Origin of the sequence: Natronocalculus amylovorans (assembly GCF_023638035.1) — an archaeon.
GTDB classification, from domain to species: domain Archaea; phylum Halobacteriota; class Halobacteria; order Halobacteriales; family Haloferacaceae; genus Natronocalculus; species Natronocalculus amylovorans.
The window spans coordinates 458,208-476,652 of sequence record NZ_JAKRVX010000003.1 but is presented as its reverse complement, the minus strand read 5'-3'; the positions used below and the strand labels follow the sequence as shown (position 1 = coordinate 476,652).

Below are 18,445 nucleotides of genomic sequence, written 5' to 3'. Positions count from 1 at the left end.
CTAGTGAAAAACCGCTGTATTACCGCGTGTTTCAACCAGTTCTACATTGATTGTTTCTGCAAGCGACGCAGCTAACTCTTCGGTGGTCGTCCCACCACGAGCCGCACGAAGGAATTTGACCTTCACGAGTTTTCGGTCCTGCAGCTGATCTTTCAGTTCGTCAGTGACTGCTTCGATACCGGATTTACCAACCCACACAGTTACGTCGAGGTCGTGTGCTTCTTTCCGAAGTTTGTGGTTTGTCATGCACCACTCTACCGGACGAAGCCGGTTGTAACGTTCGGTTTCGTCTCGATCGTCACTCGCCTAGTCGTAGGGATATCGTTTTGTGGCACCGCACGAGCACCGGACGACGACGTGTCCATCGGCTAATCGAACCCGTGCATTTCGACCTGGCCGAAGATATACATCACAGTCATCACACGTAAATCGCTTCAATTCGCGCGGCAAGCCACAGCGGTTTCGCTCGGACACACGCCGTGCAAGCCGAACATACTCCCGTGACCGATCGTACTCTCCCGTGATGGTTGCTTCACGGGCAAGTGCTGTGAGTCGATCGATCCGCTCTTCGGCGAGTGTCATCATACATATCAGTAGCGAGCGGTCGGTTAGCTATTGCGGAACAAACTGAACAAACCGAACAAAACGGTAGACTGCTCGTACTAGTCTCGGTCTTCTAAGGCGTCTGCGATCCGTCGAAGCTCACGGTTTGCATCGCGGACTTCGTCTCGAAGCTGTCGGATCTCTCGGACTATCTGTTCGTTGCCGCCACCTTTCTCCTCTCCGCGGCCACCCATTCCAGGGCCTGCACCGCCCATTCCACCTGGGCCGCCGCCACCCATCATCCCGCTCATCATCTGGGCAAACGGATTTCCGCCACCCATTCCGCCTGGGCCGCCGCCACCCATCATCTCTTCAGGGCTTGGTGCGCCGCCTCCTGCGCCCTCCTCGCGCTCTTTTGCACGGCGTTCTCGAATCTCCTCTACTCGCTCACGGAATGACTTTTCTTCTTCGCTCTCTTCTGCACCGCTCTCAGCATCAGTTGGCGTTTCCTCGTGATCGTCTGTTGGTTCGTCTGCCATAGCTACCGTTTCTCACGGCGGCCCCAAAACGGTTGTTCATCCGATCGGGTCGATCAAACGTTAGCTGAATGCACCCAAACTGGATTGCAGCTGTTTCTCGTTTCGATCGGTCGTCACCTCATATCCCACGAGGTCGCGCATATCGACCGCGTACGTTGACCCACCGCGATCGAGTACCAGCAACCGACCTTTTGTTCCAACAACTGTCCCTGTCGCCATGACTTCTCCCATTGGCTGTGTTTCCAAAGCGAATCCGTATGAAAAATCAAACGTGTCAATCGGTAAGAACTGTGAATACAGCGATTCCCACGCGTGCGCATCGACGGTTTGGTGGAGGCCGGCTCGTTTTGTTGGCACCCGAACCCGATCCGGAACCGGCGTCGTATTGGCAATCTCGGCTTCCAGCTCGCGTGCGATTCGGCCATTTGCAACCGTTTTGATGTGGGCCGCCCGATCAGCACCCTGTTCTCGAAGCCGGGTCTCGACCCGCCACAGTTTGGTTACCCCAACTTTGAACGAATCGGGTGCAAACGCCGCAAGGTAGATCGCGTGCTCTTCATAACAGTCCATCTCATCTTTGAGACACTCGCCAACACAGATTGCACACACCCATCGATCCTGATGGTCGTGACAGTAGGGTGTCTCACTTGCATCACATCGGATGTGTCGACCGTTATGAATTGTACCCGCACAGTGTCTCTCCGCTAGCGTATAGGAGAGCTCGTCTCCGGCGGCGAGCGGAACATACTCAATGTCGTTGCGATCGCTGATGTAGAGGCCTCCTTCGAGCGAATCATAGCCAACGATCTGCACATAAACGGGTAGACGGACTGGCGATTTAGAGGCTTGTATTTCTCCCGTTCAAATGCAATCATCGCACGCATGAGATCGAAAGGCCCTATGGAATCCTCGATATCTACTGTAGCATGCAGAATGAAAACGAGGTTATCGTCCTCCGCTATGGTCACAGACCGGGACGGGACGATCGAATGACGACGCACGTTGGGCTTACCGCACGAGCGTTGGGTGCCGATCGAGTTATTTTCCCGTCAAACGCAGGACAGGCAAAAGAGACGGTTGAAGATATTACCGATCGATTTGGTGGGCCGTTCACGGTCGAACTCGATGACAGCCAAGGCGCAACGATCCGAAACTTCGATGGAACGGTTGTTCATCTCACAATGTATGGTGAAGAGGTCCAAACCGTTGAATCGGATATTCGAGCGGCACACACCGAGGAGCCACTGCTTGTGATCGTCGGTGGCGAAAAAGTGCCATTCGACGTCTATGAGGCTGCGGACTGGAATGTCGGTGTGACGAATCAGCCCCACTCTGAGGTTGCGGGTCTTGCCGTATTTCTCGATCGGCTCTTTTCGGGTCGTGAACTCGATCGAGAATGGGAAAATCAAGAGCGTGTCGTACTCCCACAGAAGCAAGGAAAAAAAGTTGTTTCGCCGGATGACCGGTGAGTGAGCGCAGCCGCACCGGTATCCTATTCGGTGCTTTTAAACTGTCTGACGGACGAGGATACAACAATGGCTTTTGAGGATCTCTTGAACGACCCTGTCATCCAGAAATACCTCCACGAGCTTGTTGGACCAACGGGTATGCCTGTCGCGGCGGCACCACCTGATGGAGAGGTTACCGATGAGGAACTCGCAGAGCAACTGGATCTTGAACTCAACGCCGTCAGACGGGCGTTGTTCATCCTCTATGAGAACGATCTCGCATCGTATCGGCGAGTTCGTGACGAGGATTCGGGGTGGCTGACGTATCTGTGGACGTTCCACTACGAAAACATCCCAGAGAATCTAGAATCGGAGATGTATCGGCTCCTTGATGCGCTTGAAAACCGCGAAGAGTACGAAGAAATAAACGAGTTCTATCTGTGTGATGTCTGTTCGATCCGATTTGAGTTTGGCGAAGCAATGGACTTTGGCTTCCAATGTCCTGAGTGTGGCTCGCCGCTTGAGTCGATGGACAACTCCATGCTTGTCGATGCGATGCAAAGTCGGATTGATGAGCTTCGAGACGAACTCAACGTGGATGTGACCGGGTAAATGGTTGTCCTTGCAACAAAATGTTATGTCGAAGGTGACGCCAGAGAGCGATCGCTCAAAAGTCTCACCTCCCTCATTGGAAACACGGTTGGTGGGCTCGATGTCGAGTACGAAATCGGTGTTCGCCACGACGACTTTATTTCAGTAACGCTCTCGGGAGATGACGAGACAATCGCCCGAAACGCGCTCCGTGAGGAGTGGGGAGAGATCACCGACCATTTCACGGAGGGCGAGGTGTATGTTGGAACGCTTGAAGGCTGGGATGATGACGGATTCATCCTCGATGCTGGCGAGCGGATTCGAATTCCAACCGAAGAGATCGGCCTCGGTACGGGTACGCCAACACAGATCAGAGAGCGCTTCGGACTTATCCAACACATGCCGATGCAGTTCGTCTATGGCGAGCCATCACGGCTTGCGGATGAAGAACGCGATCGACTCTTCGATTGGTCACGTGGCGCTGGTCGAGTAAACGTCAATAGTGCAACTCGCGGAGAGGTCCGCGCAACAGTCAATAAAGCGGGGCACGCACAGGATATTGTGACCGTTGAACGACTTGGATTGTTAGAACAGAGCATTATCTGTACCGAAAGCACAGACCCGCCAGGGTTGTTAGCATCGATCGGTGGATACGTTCCTGCCGAACTACGCTGTGTTATCCCTTCGTAACTGATGTCCCCAAAACGTCGACTGGTTTTTGCCACGTTTGTTGTGGTGTTAATGGCTGTGACAGCCGGTTGTCTCGCATGGGCAACCGGCGGTGGAGATGTTTCGCAAGAGGCACTCGATCGTGAACCTGCGGAGGAATACAACTGGGATACCGATCGGGATGCACATATCACAGTCCACGGCTCGTCATTCCAAGCGGTGTATGCTGTTGAAGCGGGCGAAACGCTGCGGCTGTATCGCCCGGAAACATGGGGAACTGAGGGTCCCCTTGACATCTCAGCGGTCCAGTATCGCTATGACAATGGAACGGTCGTGAATGGAACGACGATGGTTGCACATGGTGGAGAGGTCGATCAGACAACTGACGAAGTCTTTTTGACGGTTCCCGATGAGGATGGACAGCTGGGCATCTCTGCAAGCGCCGTCCCACGTCGGTTCTCGACTCCGGCATATGTGAGCGGTTCCTACGAGGTTGTACTCCCACCAGGACACAGTATTGATTTCTTCCTCTTCAGTAACGTCGTCCCACGCAGCTACGAAGCAGAGGAGATCGATGGACAACTCCATCTCTACTGGGAGGATGTCTCCGGTGGCTCGGTTGTTGTTCAATCATATCTTGAGCGTGATCTCTACATCTTTGGTGGGATTGTGGTCCTCCTGATCATTATTGGAGCTGTCGGACTGACCCACTACCGACGGAAGATTGACGAACTCCATGAGGCACGTCTTGCGATGGGCCTTGGTGTGAATGAGCCGGATGCTGAAGATGAGAGCGATGACGGCGATGAAGACGACCGGAAGCCACCAAACTAACGCTTGTTTTTCGCACGTTTGTGTATATGGAAAGGATTTAATCCACCGCTTATGAACAAACATGTGAATGAGCCTCCCGGAGTCGGACTTGGACCTCATCACTGCCGAACTCGGCCGTGAGCCAACACCAGCGGAGTCGGTATTGTTCGAGAATCTTTGGAGCGAACACTGCGCGTATCGATCGTCTCGACCGTTATTATCTGCGTTCGAGAGCGAAGGGACCCAAGTTGTCATCGGCCCCGGTGACGATGCAGCGGTTGTCGCTGTTCCACTTCCTGACAGTTCATCGACCGCTGTCGATAAACGAACTGGAGATGACTACAGCGAGACGTACATTACGTTTGGAATCGAGAGCCACAATCATCCAAGCTACGTTGACCCCTACGATGGGGCCGCAACTGGTGTCGGTGGGATCGTCCGTGATACAATGTCGATGGGTGCGTATCCGATCGCACTGACCGACAGCCTCTATTTCGGCCCGTTTGACCGTGAACATTCACAGTATCTCTTTGATGGGGTCGTTGAAGGGATCTCAAACTACGGAAACTCGATCGGTGTCCCAACGGTTGGTGGCAGTGTCGAGTTTCACGAGGGCTATATTGGAAATCCGCTCGTTAATGTCGCCTGTGTTGGGTTGACAAACGGCGAACGGATGATCACTGCAGAAGCACAAGCGGCTGGCAACAAACTCGTTCTTATCGGTAATGCAACCGGCCGAGACGGACTTGGCGGTGCATCCTTTGCGAGCGAAGACCTCAGCGAAGATGCGGAAACTGAGGACCGCCCAGCCGTGCAGGTTGGCGATCCGTACACGGAAAAGCTCCTGATCGAGGCGAACGAACAGCTGTTAGACGAGTCGCTTGTGGAATCGGCCCGTGATCTTGGTGCAGCCGGTCTCGGCGGCGCATCCTCTGAACTGGTTGCAAAGGGTGGCTTCGGTGCGAAAATCGACCTCAACCGGGTCCACCAGCGCGAACCGAATATGAAGGCGCTTGAAATTCTGCTCGCTGAGTCACAAGAGCGGATGTGTTATGAGGTGACACCGGAGAACGTCGATCGGGTAAAAACAATTGCGGAACGCTTCGATCTTGGGTGCTCGGTTATCGGTGAGGTCCAAGACGGAAACTACGTCTGTACGTTCGATGGTGAGGTTGTTGTTGATGTTGCACCGGTGTTCCTTGCAGATGGTGCACCGATGAACGACCTTGATGCAACGGAGCCACAACAGCCGGAAACGGACATCCCTGACCGATCGCTTGCAGAAGCGTTCGAAGCGGTTGTCTCTGCGCCAAATACGGCATCAAAAGCGTGGGTGTACAGACAGTACGACCACGAAGTTGGCACCCGAACCGCAATGAAGCCAGGTGACGATGCCGCAATTATTGCACTCCGTGAAACTGCAGGAGGCGAAGACGATATTTCTGGCGCTGGAACCGGCCTTGCAATCTCGGCAGGTGCAGTGCCAAACTGGACTGCGACTGCTCCGTTTGCGGGCGCACAAGCGGTTGCATTGGAGAATGCGACAAACCTTGCTTCCAAAGGCGCACTTCCGCTTGCAGCGGTGGACTGTCTGAACGGCGGCAACCCTGAGAAACCGGACGTCTATGGCGGATTCAAGGCGATTGTCGATGGGTTAGCAACGATGTGTGAGACGCTTTCGACACCGGTTGTTGGCGGAAATGTATCGCTATACAACGACTCCGTATCAGGACCGATCCCACCAACGCCAACCCTCGCAATGGTTGGTACTCGAAGCGGCTACAACGCGCCACCAGCCTCGTTTGCAGGTGAGGGCGAACTCCTGTTGCTTGGAGAGCCAGCCGATTCGCTTGGTGGGTCGGAGTACCTCGCGCAGTTCGGTGGCACAGATCGCTTCCCAACACTTCCTTCGGATCCAAGCGGTGTTATCGAGTCGATCGCAGCGGTTGCAAACCTCGAGACAACGCTTGCAACACACGACGTGAGCAACGGTGGGCTTGCAGTGACGCTTGCGGAGATGGTTACGGAAACGACTGGTGCAACAGTCACAGTCGATTCACAGATAGATTGTTTTGGTGAAACACCAGGACGAGTTGTTGTCGAGACAACTGATCCGGAAGCAGTCAAAACCGCAGTTGGTGAGACACTCAGTGTGACCCAACTCGGTGCCGCAACGAACGAAGGGCTGCTGTCGCTCACTGTTGGCGATGAAGAAGTTAGTTATGACCACGATGCGATCGGTGCGCTTCGAAGGACAATCACCGCTGCATTCGAGTGATCTCGAACGAATCCCACCTGTTCGCAAAGAGCGATATCTTTTAGGCTTTCCTAAATCTATGTGTACGATAACGAATGTTCGCAACCGGAAGCATACGTAGGATGGGCGTTTCTCAGTTATTTGTCGATTCTACGCTGATCGGTTGTTGGAGGATTGGTTATGGCAAGTAATACATTTAGCAGACAGCAAACCGCACAACACGGATCTGCAGGTGTGCGAACTGAATCCAGTGTCACTGACCCAGTTCTTTCGCTCCGAGAGGTAACAAAGTCGTTTGGTGATGAAATCGCCGTCGACGGCATTGACCTCGATGTGGAACGTGGTGAACTGTTGACGCTACTCGGCCCGTCTGGCTGTGGAAAGACAACAACGCTCCGAATGATTGCTGGGCTTGAAGAACCCACAGCAGGCGAAATTACGCTTGCGGACGCATCTGTTGCAGGTAATGGCTCATTTACCCCACCAGAGAAACGTGACGTCGGAATTGTCTTTCAGAGTTTTGCGCTGTTTCCACATCTTACTGTCTCGGAAAATATCGCATTTGGACTGACGGACTTAGATCAGGATTCCATTGATGAACGTGTGACAGCGCTCTTGGAATTGGTTGACCTTCCATCACATGGCGATAAACGCCCAGAACAGCTCTCAGGCGGGCAGAAACAGCGTGTTGCACTTGCGCGATCGCTTGCCCCAGAGCCCGAACTGTTGCTGTTGGATGAACCGTTCTCAAACCTCGATGTTCGGCTCCGTGTGGAGATGCGTGAGGAGGTCAGGTCGATTCTCAAAGAAGCAGGGGTAACTGCGGTTTCGGTCACACACGATCAAGAAGAGGCACTGTCTATTTCCGATCGGGTCGCAGTTATGAATAACGGCCAGGTTGAACAGATTGGACGTCCCGAACTCGTCTTTGAACAGCCAGAGTCACGCTTTGTTGCGAGCTTTCTCGGACGGGCAAGTTTCCTCTCCTCACAACTTTCCGGAGATTCCTTAGAAACTGGTATCGGAACGTTTGATGCAAAAATGCTTGAGGGATATAACAAACAGTATGATGGGATCAAGGTAGATGTACTTGTTCGCCCCGACGATCTCCGAGCAACAACCGCCATCCCGGAAGAGACCAATGGTCGTGTGGTCTCGCGGCAGTACGTTGGGCCATCATTTATTTATCGAGTAGACCTCGATAGCGGCGATACCGTCCACTGTCTACACAACCATGCAGTCAATTTTGCTGTTGAAGAACGAGTAAAAGTGCAGCTTGTTGCAGACCACTCTCTGGCGTGGTATCCGCAATCCGATTGACATCCCCCCGCGCCTGAAGACGCCCCCAGAAATCTTTGATTTCTGGTGTGCGAACGAGACCAGAGGTCTCGTCAACGCGGGAATCCCACGGCACCGCACCGCTGAGTTGGGATATTAAGGTTCGCGGTTAGCAACCTGTTCTCGTGGGGCGAAAACACCCTCACTACGGTCGAACAGGTGAACCGCTGGCTGTGCCAACCAGCCGTTATCCCTATCACCGCCATCCGTGGCGAGACTCGGGAGTACCTTTTGCCGAATGTTCTCCGCACCATTCACGTCCGCGTTCGCAACCGTATCGCACTTCTCACACACGTACAGGCCACGTTCGACACGCTGATTCTCGTCTATGTGGCCGCACGCCGAACACGACTTCGACGTACTGCGTTCGGACACCAACTCCACATCGATGCCCTCGGCTTCCGCCTTGTAGTCAAGTAGCGTCGTGAAGCGGTCGAACGCCCACCCGTGCAAGTCGAGATTGCCGTGGTCGCCCCAGTTGCGTGGTTGCCCTCTCTCGTCGTCCTCTCGGATGCCGCCGAGGTCGCCAACGACAAGCGTTCCGACGCCTCGTTCGACGGACTCCTCTACGATTGTTTTCGAGAGTGCGTGCAAGAAGTGCGTCCGACGACCCGTTCGCGTCCGGTCAAGCCGAGTAGCTTCACGAGACGAGGAATCGTCGCACTTGGCTTTCTTTTTCGTGAAGTAGTATTCGTCCTCTTTGAGTGCGCCACCGGGATACAACACCGATTCACCGCCGAAGGAGACGGCGGCGAAGTTACAAATCCCAAGGTCAACACCGGCCACCTCGTCTCCCGGCGGTTCCGGGTCGATGGTGGTGCGACAGACGAATTGGAGTCGCCATTCGTCACGCTTGTAGACGGCGCGAACCTGTTGAATGTCCCACTCGGTCAGGTCAGCATCTGGGCGAGTCTGGTACTCGCACAGGATGAAGTCCGAACGGTGTTCTTTGAGGTTACGGCCTTTCGAGAGGCGGACACGGGTGAACTGTGCGTCGTGCTTGAAGCCAGCCGCTTTGAACGACACAGTTGAGCGTGGGTGGGAGTCTCCGTTTTTGCGGTAGCCGGGCGGTCGGGCACGACTATCGCCGTTCCGACGCTTGCCGAACCAGCCGTTGAACGCTTCAGCGAGTTCTTCGAGAACGCGCTGACTGGATTGAGAATGTAAGTCCGTGTAGCGTTCGTGACTTTTGAGTTCAGCTTTGAGTTCCCCGTCGTCGGGAATCTCGCCCGTTTCGTCCCACTGTTCTTGTGCGTAGTAGCGACCGACGTTCCAGAGTTTTGAGGCGGCCCATCCGAGCTGATCGAGGTCATCACGAACCTGTTGCTGGTTCGTAATCGTAGCCCCGAAAGTTCGGATGGATCGACTCATTTCTGGCTTCATAACTGGTTATGCGTGCTGTTTTCTTAATAGTGCCGGTTGGCGTGGAATATCCGGCCTTGTCATCGAAGTGTGGTTAGTGTAGGGTATTGTCGGATTCATCCTGCGCCTTTAGGCGCAGGTATTCTCCTTGATTCTGTATAACAGCTACGCTACGTTTTCAGCCGAGAAGCAGCGGAACCCCAAACACGAGTAGCAATCCAACAAGCAAAATCACACCACCAGTGAGTGCTTCGCTTGTGGTAAACTCCTGCATCGGTGAGGTAACGCGTGCATCAGGGTCTGGTTCGTGATCTCCCATACCCCGTGCTTGCAGCCACCGATACTAAAACGCATCTAAATTTTTGATGGGTTTGCACCGTTCGATTCTGTTATCCGTCTCGCTGACATTCACTATTCCATGACAGAGACGAACACGGATCTCGATCGGGCATGGTGGAAAGAGTCCGTTGTCTATCAGATCTATCCGAGGAGTTTTAATGATACAAACAGCGACGGTGTCGGAGACATTCCTGGAATTATTGAGAAAGTAGACTATTTGGACGACCTTGGTGTGGATATTATTTGGCTCAATCCAGTTTATGAGTCGCCAAACGCAGATAATGGCTACGATATTGCAGATTATCAGTCCATCATGGACGAGTTTGGGACGATGGACGATTGGGAGTTGCTCCTAGAGGAGCTCCACGATCGTGACATCCGTCTCATCATGGATCTGGTCGTTAACCATACCTCCGATGAACACGAGTGGTTCATCAAATCACGAGCAAACGAGGACGAATATCGCGACTACTACTTCTGGCGAAATGGTCGGACTGATATTGATGGTTTCACCGGATTCAATGGCCCAGAAAACGAGGCACCACCAAACGAGTGGGAATCGTTCTTTGGCGGCCCAGCATGGGCGTACGATGATGACGTTGGAAAGTGGTATATGCATCTGTTCGATCGAAAACAGCCGGATCTCAACTGGGAGAACCCAGCGGTTCGAGAAGAGATTTTCGAGATGATGGAGTGGTGGCTCGACAAAGGAATCGATGGTTTCCGAATGGATGTTATCAATCTCATTTCAAAGCCCGATTCTGTCGTCCACCACGACCCGCCGACGAATGAATCCGAGATGTGGCACTCGATCGACGGACCACGCATTCATGAGTTCCTTGGTGAAATGCACGATCGCGTCCTCAAAGACAACGATGTGTTTGCACTCGGAGAGATGATGGGCCAACATATGGATATGGGTCTCGCACGCAGCTATGTCGGTCGCGACGGCCCGCTCTCGACGATTTTCCATTTTGACCATGTGCTCTTGGACAACGGTGGGCCGATTTGGGAGACAAAAGACTGGGGACTCCATGATCTTCGAGGCGTCTTTACACGGTGGCAAGATGGCTTGTCTGCGGATGGTTGGAATAGTATCTATCTCAGCAATCACGATCAGCCACGGCTTGTATCACGGTTTGGTAATGACGATCGATATCGGCGTGAATCCGCAACACTGCTTGCAACGCTTATTTTCACGCTCCGAGGAACTCCATACATTTTCCAAGGTGCAGAGATTGGGATGACGAACTATCCGTTCGAGTCACTCTCGGAGTTCCGTGATGTTGAGACGATCAACCCAGTCAAAAATGCGCTCGGGAATGACGAGATTGACTCGTTCGAGCAGGTCAAACACGCGCTCCGTCACAACAGCCGTGATAATGCTCGAACACCAATGCAGTGGAGCGATGCTGAGAACGCAGGCTTCACTGATGGTAAGCCATGGATCGGTGTTAATACGAACTACGAGGAGATCAATGTTGAAGCTGCACGTGCAGATCCGAATTCGATCTGGAACTACTATCGAGACCTCATTTCACTTCGGGATGAACATGAGGTGATGGTGTACGGACACTACGGGCTCCTGCTTGGTGAACATGATTCGGTTTGGGGCTACACCCGATCGCTTGATGGGGCACACCTGCTTGTGTTACTTAATTTCAGTGACCATGAGCAACACTTTGACATCCCAGATTGGGAGCTGCCGTTCGATGAACAGTCGATCGATGCGGAGCTGTTTGTCTGTAACTACGACCACGATGTTGGCAATGAGATTCCCGATCGGTGGTTCGAACTGCGACCGTGGGAAGCGCGTGTCTACCACCTCGCCGAATAACGTGTCGCCGTAGCCGAAACGGTGAAACCACCGACCCGCCAACTATGCGATAGTAGATGCTCACGAAACGAATTATTCCGTGTATTGACGTTGATTTGGACGACGATGGAAACGCAGCAGTCTACACTGGGGTTAACTTTGAGAATCTAAAGTATACCGGCGATCCAGTGGAGATGGCAAAAGCGTACAACGCGGCTGGCGCTGATGAGTTTGTATTTCTTGACATCACCGCAAGCGCAGACGGGCGTGAGACAATGTTGGATACTGTTTCCGCAGTTGCTGATGAGTGTTTTATTCCGTTGACCGTCGGTGGTGGAATTCGAACACAGGAGGACATCAAAGAAACGCTTCGTGCGGGTGCGGACAAAGTCTCAATTAATACGGCTGCACTTGAGCGGCCAGCGCTCATCGAAGAAGGTGCAAAGGCGTTTGGAAGCCAGTGTATCGTCATCTCTGTTGATGCTCGTCGCCGGTTTGACGATGCGGGTGAATACTATGCAGACGTTGATGGTGAATCGTGCTGGTTTGAATGCACGATCAAAGGTGGGCGCGAAGGAACTGGCATCGACGTTGTCGAGTGGGCAATCGAAGCCGAAGAGCGTGGGGCGGGAGAGTTATTCGTAAACTCAATCGATACTGACGGAACGAAAGATGGGTATGATATCCCACTTACAAAAGCAGTGTGTGACAACGTTTCAACCCCAGTGATCGCATCTTCGGGCTGTGGAGGTCCTGAAGATATGCATGAGGTATTTACTGATGCTAATGCTGATGCGGGGCTTGCAGCGTCTATTTTCCACTTCGACGAATATAGCATTGAGGATACAAAGGCCTACCTCGATGAGCATGGCATCCCTGTTAGATTATAATTTGTTGTTCCAACTGGGTACAGAACATATCCGATCTGAATCTATCTGACAATAACAGATGGACAAGGATTAATAACAAAGACACCGTCCGTATTAATTATGAGAGATAGGTTCCTGCAGATCGGTGATCGAGCTGGTAATTCAAGCTCAACACCACACCTTCATTCTCGCGCAACACAGACAGATACTGGTCGTGTTGAGCGAACAATTTTTGAACCTGATGTCACTGAGCACGATCGAATCACACGGTGGCTCACTGCAGATACCTCCGCGTTTGTTGATGTTTCTGCGTGGGAGTAGCTCTCGTAAGAAGCGTATTATCCAATAGACAGCTTATGCGGCGGCGTTGAATGCGTCACGGAACGCTTCAGTCTGCGTTTTCAGACTGCCTGCAGCTTCTTCCAGCACGTCAAGTGGGTCAGCCCCACCTTCGGTCTTAATTGAGAGCACGGGGTCGGTCTGCCCACCGGACTGCTCGGGGTTCACATCGTACGTTGCAGCCAATACGTTCTCAGTTTCCAACAGTACACCTTTCAGCACGTTCATGAATGTATGATCCTCTCCAGCAATCTCAAGACGGAGTTCCTCATCGGTTTTTTCGATGACCCGTAGTTCCATGAACACGTATTTGCTCGTCTGCTGTTTCAGTGTTTCGTCTTTGTTGATATCCTTACGTGCTAGAGATACGCTGAGACATCCGGGAACAGCGATTCAACATCCGGATTTTCAACGATCAATTCATACGATCGATCTTCTTGGGCAACGATTCCTTCTGCGGCAAGGTGGTCAAGATGTGCGTACGCTTCACCGGGGCCGTGAAGAATGTGAATATTTGAAAGTGAGCCAAACAGCTCGGCGCTTACGGTCCACACATCTGCTGGCCCATGCTCGGAGAGCACATCGATGACACGTTCCGTTCGTTCTTGATGATGCTCGATAATCGTGGCCGCTCGCACGGTCGGTTCCGTGATTACTTGTCTGTGTCCAGGCCAGACTCGGGAGAAATCTCGATCGATGACTGTAAGCAAACTGGAAATATACTGTTCGAGCGGTCGATCGACACGAACATCCGCACCACCAACGTTCGGTGTATACTTTGGGAGGATCACGTCACCAACGAATGCTTCAGCACCCGTTTCTCCTGGAAAGCAGTATGCCGTTAGCCCAGCAGCGTGCCCCGGGAGATGGAGGGCTTCGATCGGTGTTCCATTTACTTCAAACCGATCGCCGTTCTCAATTGGGGTTACGGAAACTGGTTCACCACCAATATCGAGTGTTGTCTCAAGAAACGCAATAAGCTCCGACCGTGGTCCCGGTGGAATTTTCCACTCGTCGAACTTTGCTTCTTGCCGTTGCTTTTCAGCATGAAGCGCCTCATCATCTCCTGCAATAAGGGGTGCATCAGCACTGTGTGCGTACACTGTAGCCCCGCTTGCTTGTTGGATCTCTCCAGCGAGCCCAGCGTGATCATGATGCCAGTGTGTAAGGAAGATCTCGTCAATATCTTCGAAAGAGAAACCATGCTCGCCAAGTTTTGTCTCAAGTTCTGTTGCGACAGCCGGGGTCGAAACGCCAGTATCAATCAATGCCGTTGTGTCTCCAGACAGTAAGAACACGTTATTGTTACCCTCAAAAACTGTGTTGCTCAACGAGATCTGCTCGGGAACCAGTCGCTGCTCCACATTCATATCTATCAGATTTCGGCCGACTGTTAAGAACGTCTCTATCTGGATTAATTGATCATTACAGATCTAGTGTGACAAAAAGGACCGGCCGAAACGGCCGGGCCATGTGACTGACCAAGCCACTGTGGGAGCACTAGTCCACAGCGTGTCGGCGCCACTGACCATTGAGTCAGGCGCCAATTCAGTATTGAACAGATGTAGGCTAAAAACCTTTTGTTACGCCAAATATCACCAACCCCACCGATGTTTCTATCTGTTCTCTCTATATATTCTGAATATTTTGAAAATTATAGTATTTCAGCGTTCTCTGACGGACAGACGTTTTGGTATTTACCTTACAGAGTCGCGTCTTCATTGAAAATTGAAGAAAAGTGAACGATTTATAATCATGTTAATTGATGACACAAAATCGAGGGTTGTTGTGTTCACCGAACAAAGTACGGGTCCGAACCAGCAATAAACCGACCGAGATCGGTTTCACGACGGTAGTCTGTCGATCGGAGCGTCTGTATCGACGTTCGAAGTCGTTCTGCATCACCATCGACCCATTCGGCGGGGTCTTTGATTGGCAGAATAAGGAATCCACTGCCTCGAATCTCCTTTCCGTGAAGTGCAGTCATGTCAATCTCTGTCTTCCACGCTTGCGCGGAGTACTGTTCGAGAACATGCTTTGTTGCTCGTGCACCAACGGGAAGTAGCACGTGTGCAGCGATCGCACGAAGTTCAGCATCAAAGAACCGCTCCATATCATGATACTGCGCTTCTGTCGGCTCCTCGGTCGGAACACACATATGCAAATACGAAAAAAACGTATTTTGCATCGTAGGCTCATCTCCAGTTGATAATAACAATCCTGCATCTACCAACGTCTGTTGTAGTGTTTCTGCCCAGTCTACATCAGTAAATGGGATCTGCGTCTCTACACCACCATGCACTCCCGGATGGTCTCCAATAACATGGAAATCCGCGTTCGCATCGCCATATCCCGGTACAAACTGCGAACAGGACGGCTCCATTCCAAACGGGTTTTTTGTTCTGTCCGTAACGTTTCTCACACCAACAGGTAGACAACCAGCAGTAAAATGTCGACCGATTCGTGCTACGGTTTCCGTTAGTACTGCACTCTTGAAACATCAACTTCGATACGGTATCGTTCCAAAGAGTCAGTATACTTTATTTTCACCAGGATAACAGTACTGCTATGGCTTGGGTTGAAAAAGAGTATGCCGGTGAACTTGCCGTTGTATTTGCGTGGTTGGCGCTGTTTCTCCCGTGGAATATCACATACGTCGGCGGAATATTTGGTGGCTCTGTTCTCTACGTTCGGTTCCCGTTTGTTCAACTTCAGTATTGGTGGGGTACAGGCTCACCAATGCTTGATGGAGCATCGTTCGCACATGTTGGCACTGCACTGACTGCCCAAAGTGGACAGGCGGTGTATCCTGGATATGTGCTCTGGAGTCTCTCAGCAGTAGTGATCGCAACAGCAGGTATTTTTGCAACAGTGTACTACCTGCGCGAAGCACAGCTACAGACAAGCCCCGTGAATCCGGTTACACTGATTGGCGTATTATTACTTATCGCAACAATTGGGCTTACCTTTGCAACAATATACATGCAGTATCGAGGATTGGGTGGTATACCGCTTCCGATCGGTCTGATTTTGCTGGCTGTGTTCTCCGCAATCCTATTGCGAACGCAAGTTAGCGCGTCAGCAACCCACCACTAAAGTCGTGGGCTTCCTCCTTGCATTTCTGTGAAGTACCCCATGTCGGGTGATGCGGGCGTCTGTGTCTACCCCGCCGTGGATGCAACAGTCTTTAATTCCACTCTTGCTTGACTTTGAGAGTCTTGCGCCGACTCCGTCTCGGTAACGCCCGGAACAAAAACTGCACCGTGAGCGGAGACCTCTTCACACAGGCCCGATACTGTCCGTCTCACCTTCTTCACGCGAGGAAGGCTCTCGAAAGCCAGCACATTTCCATCGTGGTCGTTAAACCGCTCTTGCGCTACGCATGCCGCTGCTTTCCGGTTAGCGTGGTCTTCATATACGATTTCAGCACACTACCGTTCGGGATTTCGCCGGTTGCGTTCCAGATACCATCAGCTGTCCATCGTGCGACGTCGTGAGATTATGTCTCACGGGCTATCAGACATAGTCTGATAACGTTCCAAATCTTGGAAGCAGAGTCTCCGATCGAATCAAGACCATCACAGACCTGTTGGTGGTTCTGGATAGAACCAACGTAGGTGCGTGTGGTCTTAATCGCCATACAGAGGATATGTAATCAAATCTACGTAATGGTGTGGATTAGCGTTGAATATCCGGCCTGCCATCGCCGGTGGGCCGTAGAGGAGTTGTCGGATTCTCTCCTCGAAGAAAGATAGAATGCGTGCACTGACGGCGGTATTTATATACTATCGCTTACTATTTTCGTTGAACCGGTAGCTCATCGGTAGGGCCAGGACAAAATCACCGATCGCTACACCTGTTTGCATTCATATATGGCATACACCATCTCTGATCTCCGTGATACGCTTTCCGAGCAGTGGAGCGACACGCAACAAACGCTACTACGAGTCAAAGAAGCTATTTCTGGCTCTGAAATTGACGTTCGTCCATTGAGGCCGAGTGAAGATGGTCCTCTATGCGCATTTTCTGTCCCTGAGGGTGAAACCGAGGTCGATCGCTACTGGGTTAATGCCCCATATGCATATGTCGTTATCACACACGATCCCACAGCAAACGTCCATTATTATCATACTGTTGAACCAGGGCTTGACTCATTTGAACGTGAACTACTTGACAGAGTTGCCGAAGATATCCGTAACCCATTGCTCTATCAGCCCGTCTCTGCAGATGCGGCTGAACAGACGCTAATCGAGGAGCTCTCAGCAGTCATTGAGGGATATGGCATTGAAATAACTATGAATACATTCTATCGCCTTTTTTATTATCTCCACCGTGATTTTCGTGCATTTGGAAAGGTAGACCCGTTACTCAACGATCCGCATATTGAAGATATCTCCTGTGATGGATACAATCTTCCAGTCTTTGTATATCATGACGAGTACACTGACATCCAGACAGACATTATCTTTGATGTTGAAGAGTTGGACGACTATGTCATCCGGCTCGCACAGCGATCGGGGCGACATATCAGTATCGGTGACCCAATTGTAGAGGCAACCCTCCCTGACGGCTCACGTGCTGAAATTGCGCTTGGGAAAGAGGTCACACCTCGCGGATCCGCATTTACGATTCGGCAGTATGCAGACGAGCCGTTTACGCCGATTGATCTCATCAATTATGGAACCTACAATATCAAACAGATGGCATATTTTTGGCTCTGTATTGAGCACAATAAAAGCCTGATCTTTGCTGGGGGAACTGCATCTGGAAAGACGACCTCAATGAACGCAGTCTCAATGTTTATTCCACCTCGATCGAAGGTGCTCAGCATTGAAGATACACGAGAACTGTCGTTGTACCATGATAACTGGCTCTCTAGTGTCACTCGTGAACGGAGGGAGGAAGGCTCAGATATTGACATGTATGATCTCCTCCGTTCGGCACTCCGTCACCGCCCGGAGTATATTATTGTTGGTGAGGTTCGTGGTTCAGAAGCAGTCACGCTGTTTCAGGCAATGAATACCGGCCATACCACGTTTTCGACGATGCACGCAGATTCGATCGAGACAGTCATCAACCGATTAGAAAACGACCCGATCAATGTCCCACGTGCAATGGTCCAATCGCTCGATTTGCTTTCCGTACAAACGTTATCACGCTTTGGTGACAAACGGGTCCGCCGGGCAAAAACGATCGGTGAAATTGGGAGAATTGACCAGCGAACCGGCGAACTTGACTACTCTTCTGCATATGTCTGGAACCCTACGACAGATTCGTTCAGTCGAAACGACAGCAGGTTGATAGATGAGATCCAAGACGAACGGGGATGGTCCCGGTCAGAGTTACTCGAAGAGATCAGAAACCGAGAGCGATTCTTGGAGTTTTTGCAAAAAAAAGAGGTAACTGGATACAGAGAGTTTACCGCATTAATAAACGAGTATTATTCGGAGCCAAAAAAGGTCTTATCGCGTATTGCAGACGCAGATACACAGATAGAACAACAATCACACACTGCACAGTAG

At 51.7% G+C, this 18,445-nt stretch carries 20 protein-coding genes and 1 pseudogene; 11 read left to right on the top strand and 10 right to left on the bottom strand.

What is annotated here, in order from left to right; genetic code table 11:
- From AArcSt2_RS10590 to AArcSt2_RS10575, 4 genes are all read right to left on the bottom strand, one after another.
- Positions 1-246 (bottom strand): YhbY family RNA-binding protein, encoded by a 246-nt coding sequence (locus tag AArcSt2_RS10590; protein WP_174653517.1) that lies wholly within the window; start codon positions 244-246, stop codon positions 1-3.
- Between the two features lie 60 nt (positions 247-306).
- Positions 307-582 carry a ribonuclease P protein component 4 gene (locus AArcSt2_RS10585; RefSeq protein ID WP_250584512.1) on the bottom strand — a complete coding sequence of 92 codons (276 nt, stop codon included), beginning with the start codon at positions 580-582 and terminating at the stop codon, positions 307-309.
- Between the two features lie 80 nt (positions 583-662).
- Positions 663-1,082, bottom strand: a complete 420-nt coding sequence (locus tag AArcSt2_RS10580; protein WP_174653518.1) for a hypothetical protein — start codon at positions 1,080-1,082, stop codon at positions 663-665.
- Positions 1,083-1,142: 60 nt separating this feature from the next.
- A complete protein-coding gene (locus tag AArcSt2_RS10575) occupies positions 1,143-1,895 on the bottom strand; it encodes a DUF2797 domain-containing protein (RefSeq protein ID WP_250584458.1) in 753 nt (250 codons plus the stop codon).
- Between the two features lie 113 nt (positions 1,896-2,008).
- Here AArcSt2_RS10575 and AArcSt2_RS10570 point away from each other — a divergent pair, with 113 nt between their 5' ends.
- From AArcSt2_RS10570 to AArcSt2_RS10545, 6 genes are all read left to right on the top strand, one after another.
- Positions 2,009-2,551: a tRNA (cytidine(56)-2'-O)-methyltransferase gene (locus tag AArcSt2_RS10570; protein WP_250584456.1), complete on the top strand. Its 543-nt coding sequence runs from the start codon at positions 2,009-2,011 to the stop codon at positions 2,549-2,551.
- Positions 2,552-2,617: 66 nt separating this feature from the next.
- On the top strand, positions 2,618-3,142 hold the full coding sequence (locus tag AArcSt2_RS10565) for a transcription factor (RefSeq protein WP_174653521.1): 525 nt from the start codon (positions 2,618-2,620) through the stop codon (positions 3,140-3,142).
- Entirely contained in the window at positions 3,143-3,811 is a 669-nt protein-coding gene (locus AArcSt2_RS10560; RefSeq protein WP_250584454.1) for a DUF2110 family protein, read from the top strand.
- 51 nt (positions 3,812-3,862) lie between these two features.
- Positions 3,863-4,624 (top strand): DUF5803 family protein, encoded by a 762-nt coding sequence (locus AArcSt2_RS10555; RefSeq protein ID WP_250584452.1) that lies wholly within the window; start codon positions 3,863-3,865, stop codon positions 4,622-4,624.
- Positions 4,625-4,691: 67 nt separating this feature from the next.
- Complete coding sequence (gene purL / locus AArcSt2_RS10550) at positions 4,692-6,881, top strand: phosphoribosylformylglycinamidine synthase subunit PurL (RefSeq protein WP_250584451.1); 2,190 nt, start codon at positions 4,692-4,694, stop codon at positions 6,879-6,881.
- Positions 6,882-7,040: 159 nt separating this feature from the next.
- Positions 7,041-8,180, top strand: coding sequence for an ABC transporter ATP-binding protein (locus AArcSt2_RS10545; RefSeq protein ID WP_250584449.1), 1,140 nt, complete (start codon positions 7,041-7,043; stop codon positions 8,178-8,180).
- A 114-nt stretch (positions 8,181-8,294) separates the two neighbouring features.
- Here the strand turns inward: AArcSt2_RS10545 and AArcSt2_RS10540 are convergent, their stop codons facing one another.
- Both AArcSt2_RS10540 and AArcSt2_RS10535 read right to left on the bottom strand, forming a co-directional pair.
- Entirely contained in the window at positions 8,295-9,569 is a 1,275-nt protein-coding gene (locus AArcSt2_RS10540; protein WP_174653526.1) for an RNA-guided endonuclease InsQ/TnpB family protein, read from the bottom strand.
- 169 nt (positions 9,570-9,738) lie between these two features.
- Positions 9,739-9,879: a DUF7550 family protein gene (locus AArcSt2_RS10535; protein ID WP_174653527.1), complete on the bottom strand. Its 141-nt coding sequence runs from the start codon at positions 9,877-9,879 to the stop codon at positions 9,739-9,741.
- A gap of 99 nt (positions 9,880-9,978) precedes the next feature.
- Between AArcSt2_RS10535 and AArcSt2_RS10530 the strand changes: the two genes are divergently transcribed.
- The 3 genes from AArcSt2_RS10530 (at position 9,979) to AArcSt2_RS10520 (ending at position 12,905) form a co-directional block, all read left to right on the top strand.
- Positions 9,979-11,736 carry a glycoside hydrolase family 13 protein gene (locus AArcSt2_RS10530; protein ID WP_250584447.1) on the top strand — a complete coding sequence of 586 codons (1,758 nt, stop codon included), beginning with the start codon at positions 9,979-9,981 and terminating at the stop codon, positions 11,734-11,736.
- Between the two features lie 56 nt (positions 11,737-11,792).
- Complete coding sequence (gene hisF, locus AArcSt2_RS10525) at positions 11,793-12,605, top strand: imidazole glycerol phosphate synthase subunit HisF (protein ID WP_250584445.1); 813 nt, start codon at positions 11,793-11,795, stop codon at positions 12,603-12,605.
- 99 nt (positions 12,606-12,704) lie between these two features.
- Entirely contained in the window at positions 12,705-12,905 is a 201-nt protein-coding gene (locus AArcSt2_RS10520; protein ID WP_174653530.1) for a DUF7511 domain-containing protein, read from the top strand.
- Between the two features lie 33 nt (positions 12,906-12,938).
- Here AArcSt2_RS10520 and AArcSt2_RS10515 read toward each other — a convergent pair whose 3' ends face one another.
- From AArcSt2_RS10515 to AArcSt2_RS10505, 3 genes are all read right to left on the bottom strand, one after another.
- Entirely contained in the window at positions 12,939-13,223 is a 285-nt protein-coding gene (locus AArcSt2_RS10515; protein WP_174653531.1) for a DNA-directed RNA polymerase subunit L, read from the bottom strand.
- Positions 13,224-13,282: 59 nt separating this feature from the next.
- Complete coding sequence (locus AArcSt2_RS10510) at positions 13,283-14,293, bottom strand: MBL fold metallo-hydrolase (protein WP_250584443.1); 1,011 nt, start codon at positions 14,291-14,293, stop codon at positions 13,283-13,285.
- Between the two features lie 422 nt (positions 14,294-14,715).
- On the bottom strand, positions 14,716-15,345 hold the full coding sequence (locus tag AArcSt2_RS10505) for a uracil-DNA glycosylase family protein (protein ID WP_250584441.1): 630 nt from the start codon (positions 15,343-15,345) through the stop codon (positions 14,716-14,718).
- A gap of 146 nt (positions 15,346-15,491) precedes the next feature.
- Between AArcSt2_RS10505 and AArcSt2_RS10500 the strand changes: the two genes are divergently transcribed.
- Positions 15,492-16,019, top strand: a complete 528-nt coding sequence (locus tag AArcSt2_RS10500) for a DUF7549 family protein (RefSeq protein WP_250584439.1) — start codon at positions 15,492-15,494, stop codon at positions 16,017-16,019.
- Positions 16,020-16,302: 283 nt separating this feature from the next.
- Here AArcSt2_RS10500 and AArcSt2_RS16835 read toward each other — a convergent pair.
- A pseudogene (locus AArcSt2_RS16835) lies at positions 16,303-16,563 on the bottom strand (hypothetical protein); the annotation flags it as partial.
- Positions 16,564-16,795: 232 nt separating this feature from the next.
- Between AArcSt2_RS16835 and AArcSt2_RS10495 the strand changes: the two are divergent.
- Entirely contained in the window at positions 16,796-18,445 is a 1,650-nt protein-coding gene (locus tag AArcSt2_RS10495) for a type II/IV secretion system ATPase subunit (RefSeq protein ID WP_250584437.1), read from the top strand.

Coding starts and splice junctions, on each gene's coding strand:
- AArcSt2_RS10560 (WP_250584454.1), top strand. CDS start 3,143: ATGGTTGTCCTTGCAACAAAATGTTATGTCGAAGGTGACGCCAGAGAG.
- AArcSt2_RS10585 (WP_250584512.1), bottom strand. CDS start 582: ATGACACTCGCCGAAGAGCGGATCGATCGACTCACAGCACTTGCCCGT.
- AArcSt2_RS10590 (WP_174653517.1), bottom strand. CDS start 246: ATGACAAACCACAAACTTCGGAAAGAAGCACACGACCTCGACGTAACT.
- AArcSt2_RS10545 (WP_250584449.1), top strand. CDS start 7,041: ATGGCAAGTAATACATTTAGCAGACAGCAAACCGCACAACACGGATCT.
- AArcSt2_RS10515 (WP_174653531.1), bottom strand. CDS start 13,223: ATGGAACTACGGGTCATCGAAAAAACCGATGAGGAACTCCGTCTTGAG.
- AArcSt2_RS10555 (WP_250584452.1), top strand. CDS start 3,863: ATGGCTGTGACAGCCGGTTGTCTCGCATGGGCAACCGGCGGTGGAGAT.
- AArcSt2_RS10530 (WP_250584447.1), top strand. CDS start 9,979: ATGACAGAGACGAACACGGATCTCGATCGGGCATGGTGGAAAGAGTCC.
- AArcSt2_RS10500 (WP_250584439.1), top strand. CDS start 15,492: ATGGCTTGGGTTGAAAAAGAGTATGCCGGTGAACTTGCCGTTGTATTT.
- hisF (WP_250584445.1), top strand. CDS start 11,793: ATGCTCACGAAACGAATTATTCCGTGTATTGACGTTGATTTGGACGAC.
- AArcSt2_RS10570 (WP_250584456.1), top strand. CDS start 2,009: ATGCAGAATGAAAACGAGGTTATCGTCCTCCGCTATGGTCACAGACCG.
- AArcSt2_RS10535 (WP_174653527.1), bottom strand. CDS start 9,879: ATGGGAGATCACGAACCAGACCCTGATGCACGCGTTACCTCACCGATG.
- AArcSt2_RS10495 (WP_250584437.1), top strand. CDS start 16,796: ATGGCATACACCATCTCTGATCTCCGTGATACGCTTTCCGAGCAGTGG.
- AArcSt2_RS10520 (WP_174653530.1), top strand. CDS start 12,705: ATGAGAGATAGGTTCCTGCAGATCGGTGATCGAGCTGGTAATTCAAGC.
- AArcSt2_RS10565 (WP_174653521.1), top strand. CDS start 2,618: ATGGCTTTTGAGGATCTCTTGAACGACCCTGTCATCCAGAAATACCTC.
- AArcSt2_RS10540 (WP_174653526.1), bottom strand. CDS start 9,569: ATGAGTCGATCCATCCGAACTTTCGGGGCTACGATTACGAACCAGCAA.
- AArcSt2_RS10510 (WP_250584443.1), bottom strand. CDS start 14,293: ATGAATGTGGAGCAGCGACTGGTTCCCGAGCAGATCTCGTTGAGCAAC.
- purL (WP_250584451.1), top strand. CDS start 4,692: ATGAGCCTCCCGGAGTCGGACTTGGACCTCATCACTGCCGAACTCGGC.
- AArcSt2_RS10580 (WP_174653518.1), bottom strand. CDS start 1,082: ATGGCAGACGAACCAACAGACGATCACGAGGAAACGCCAACTGATGCT.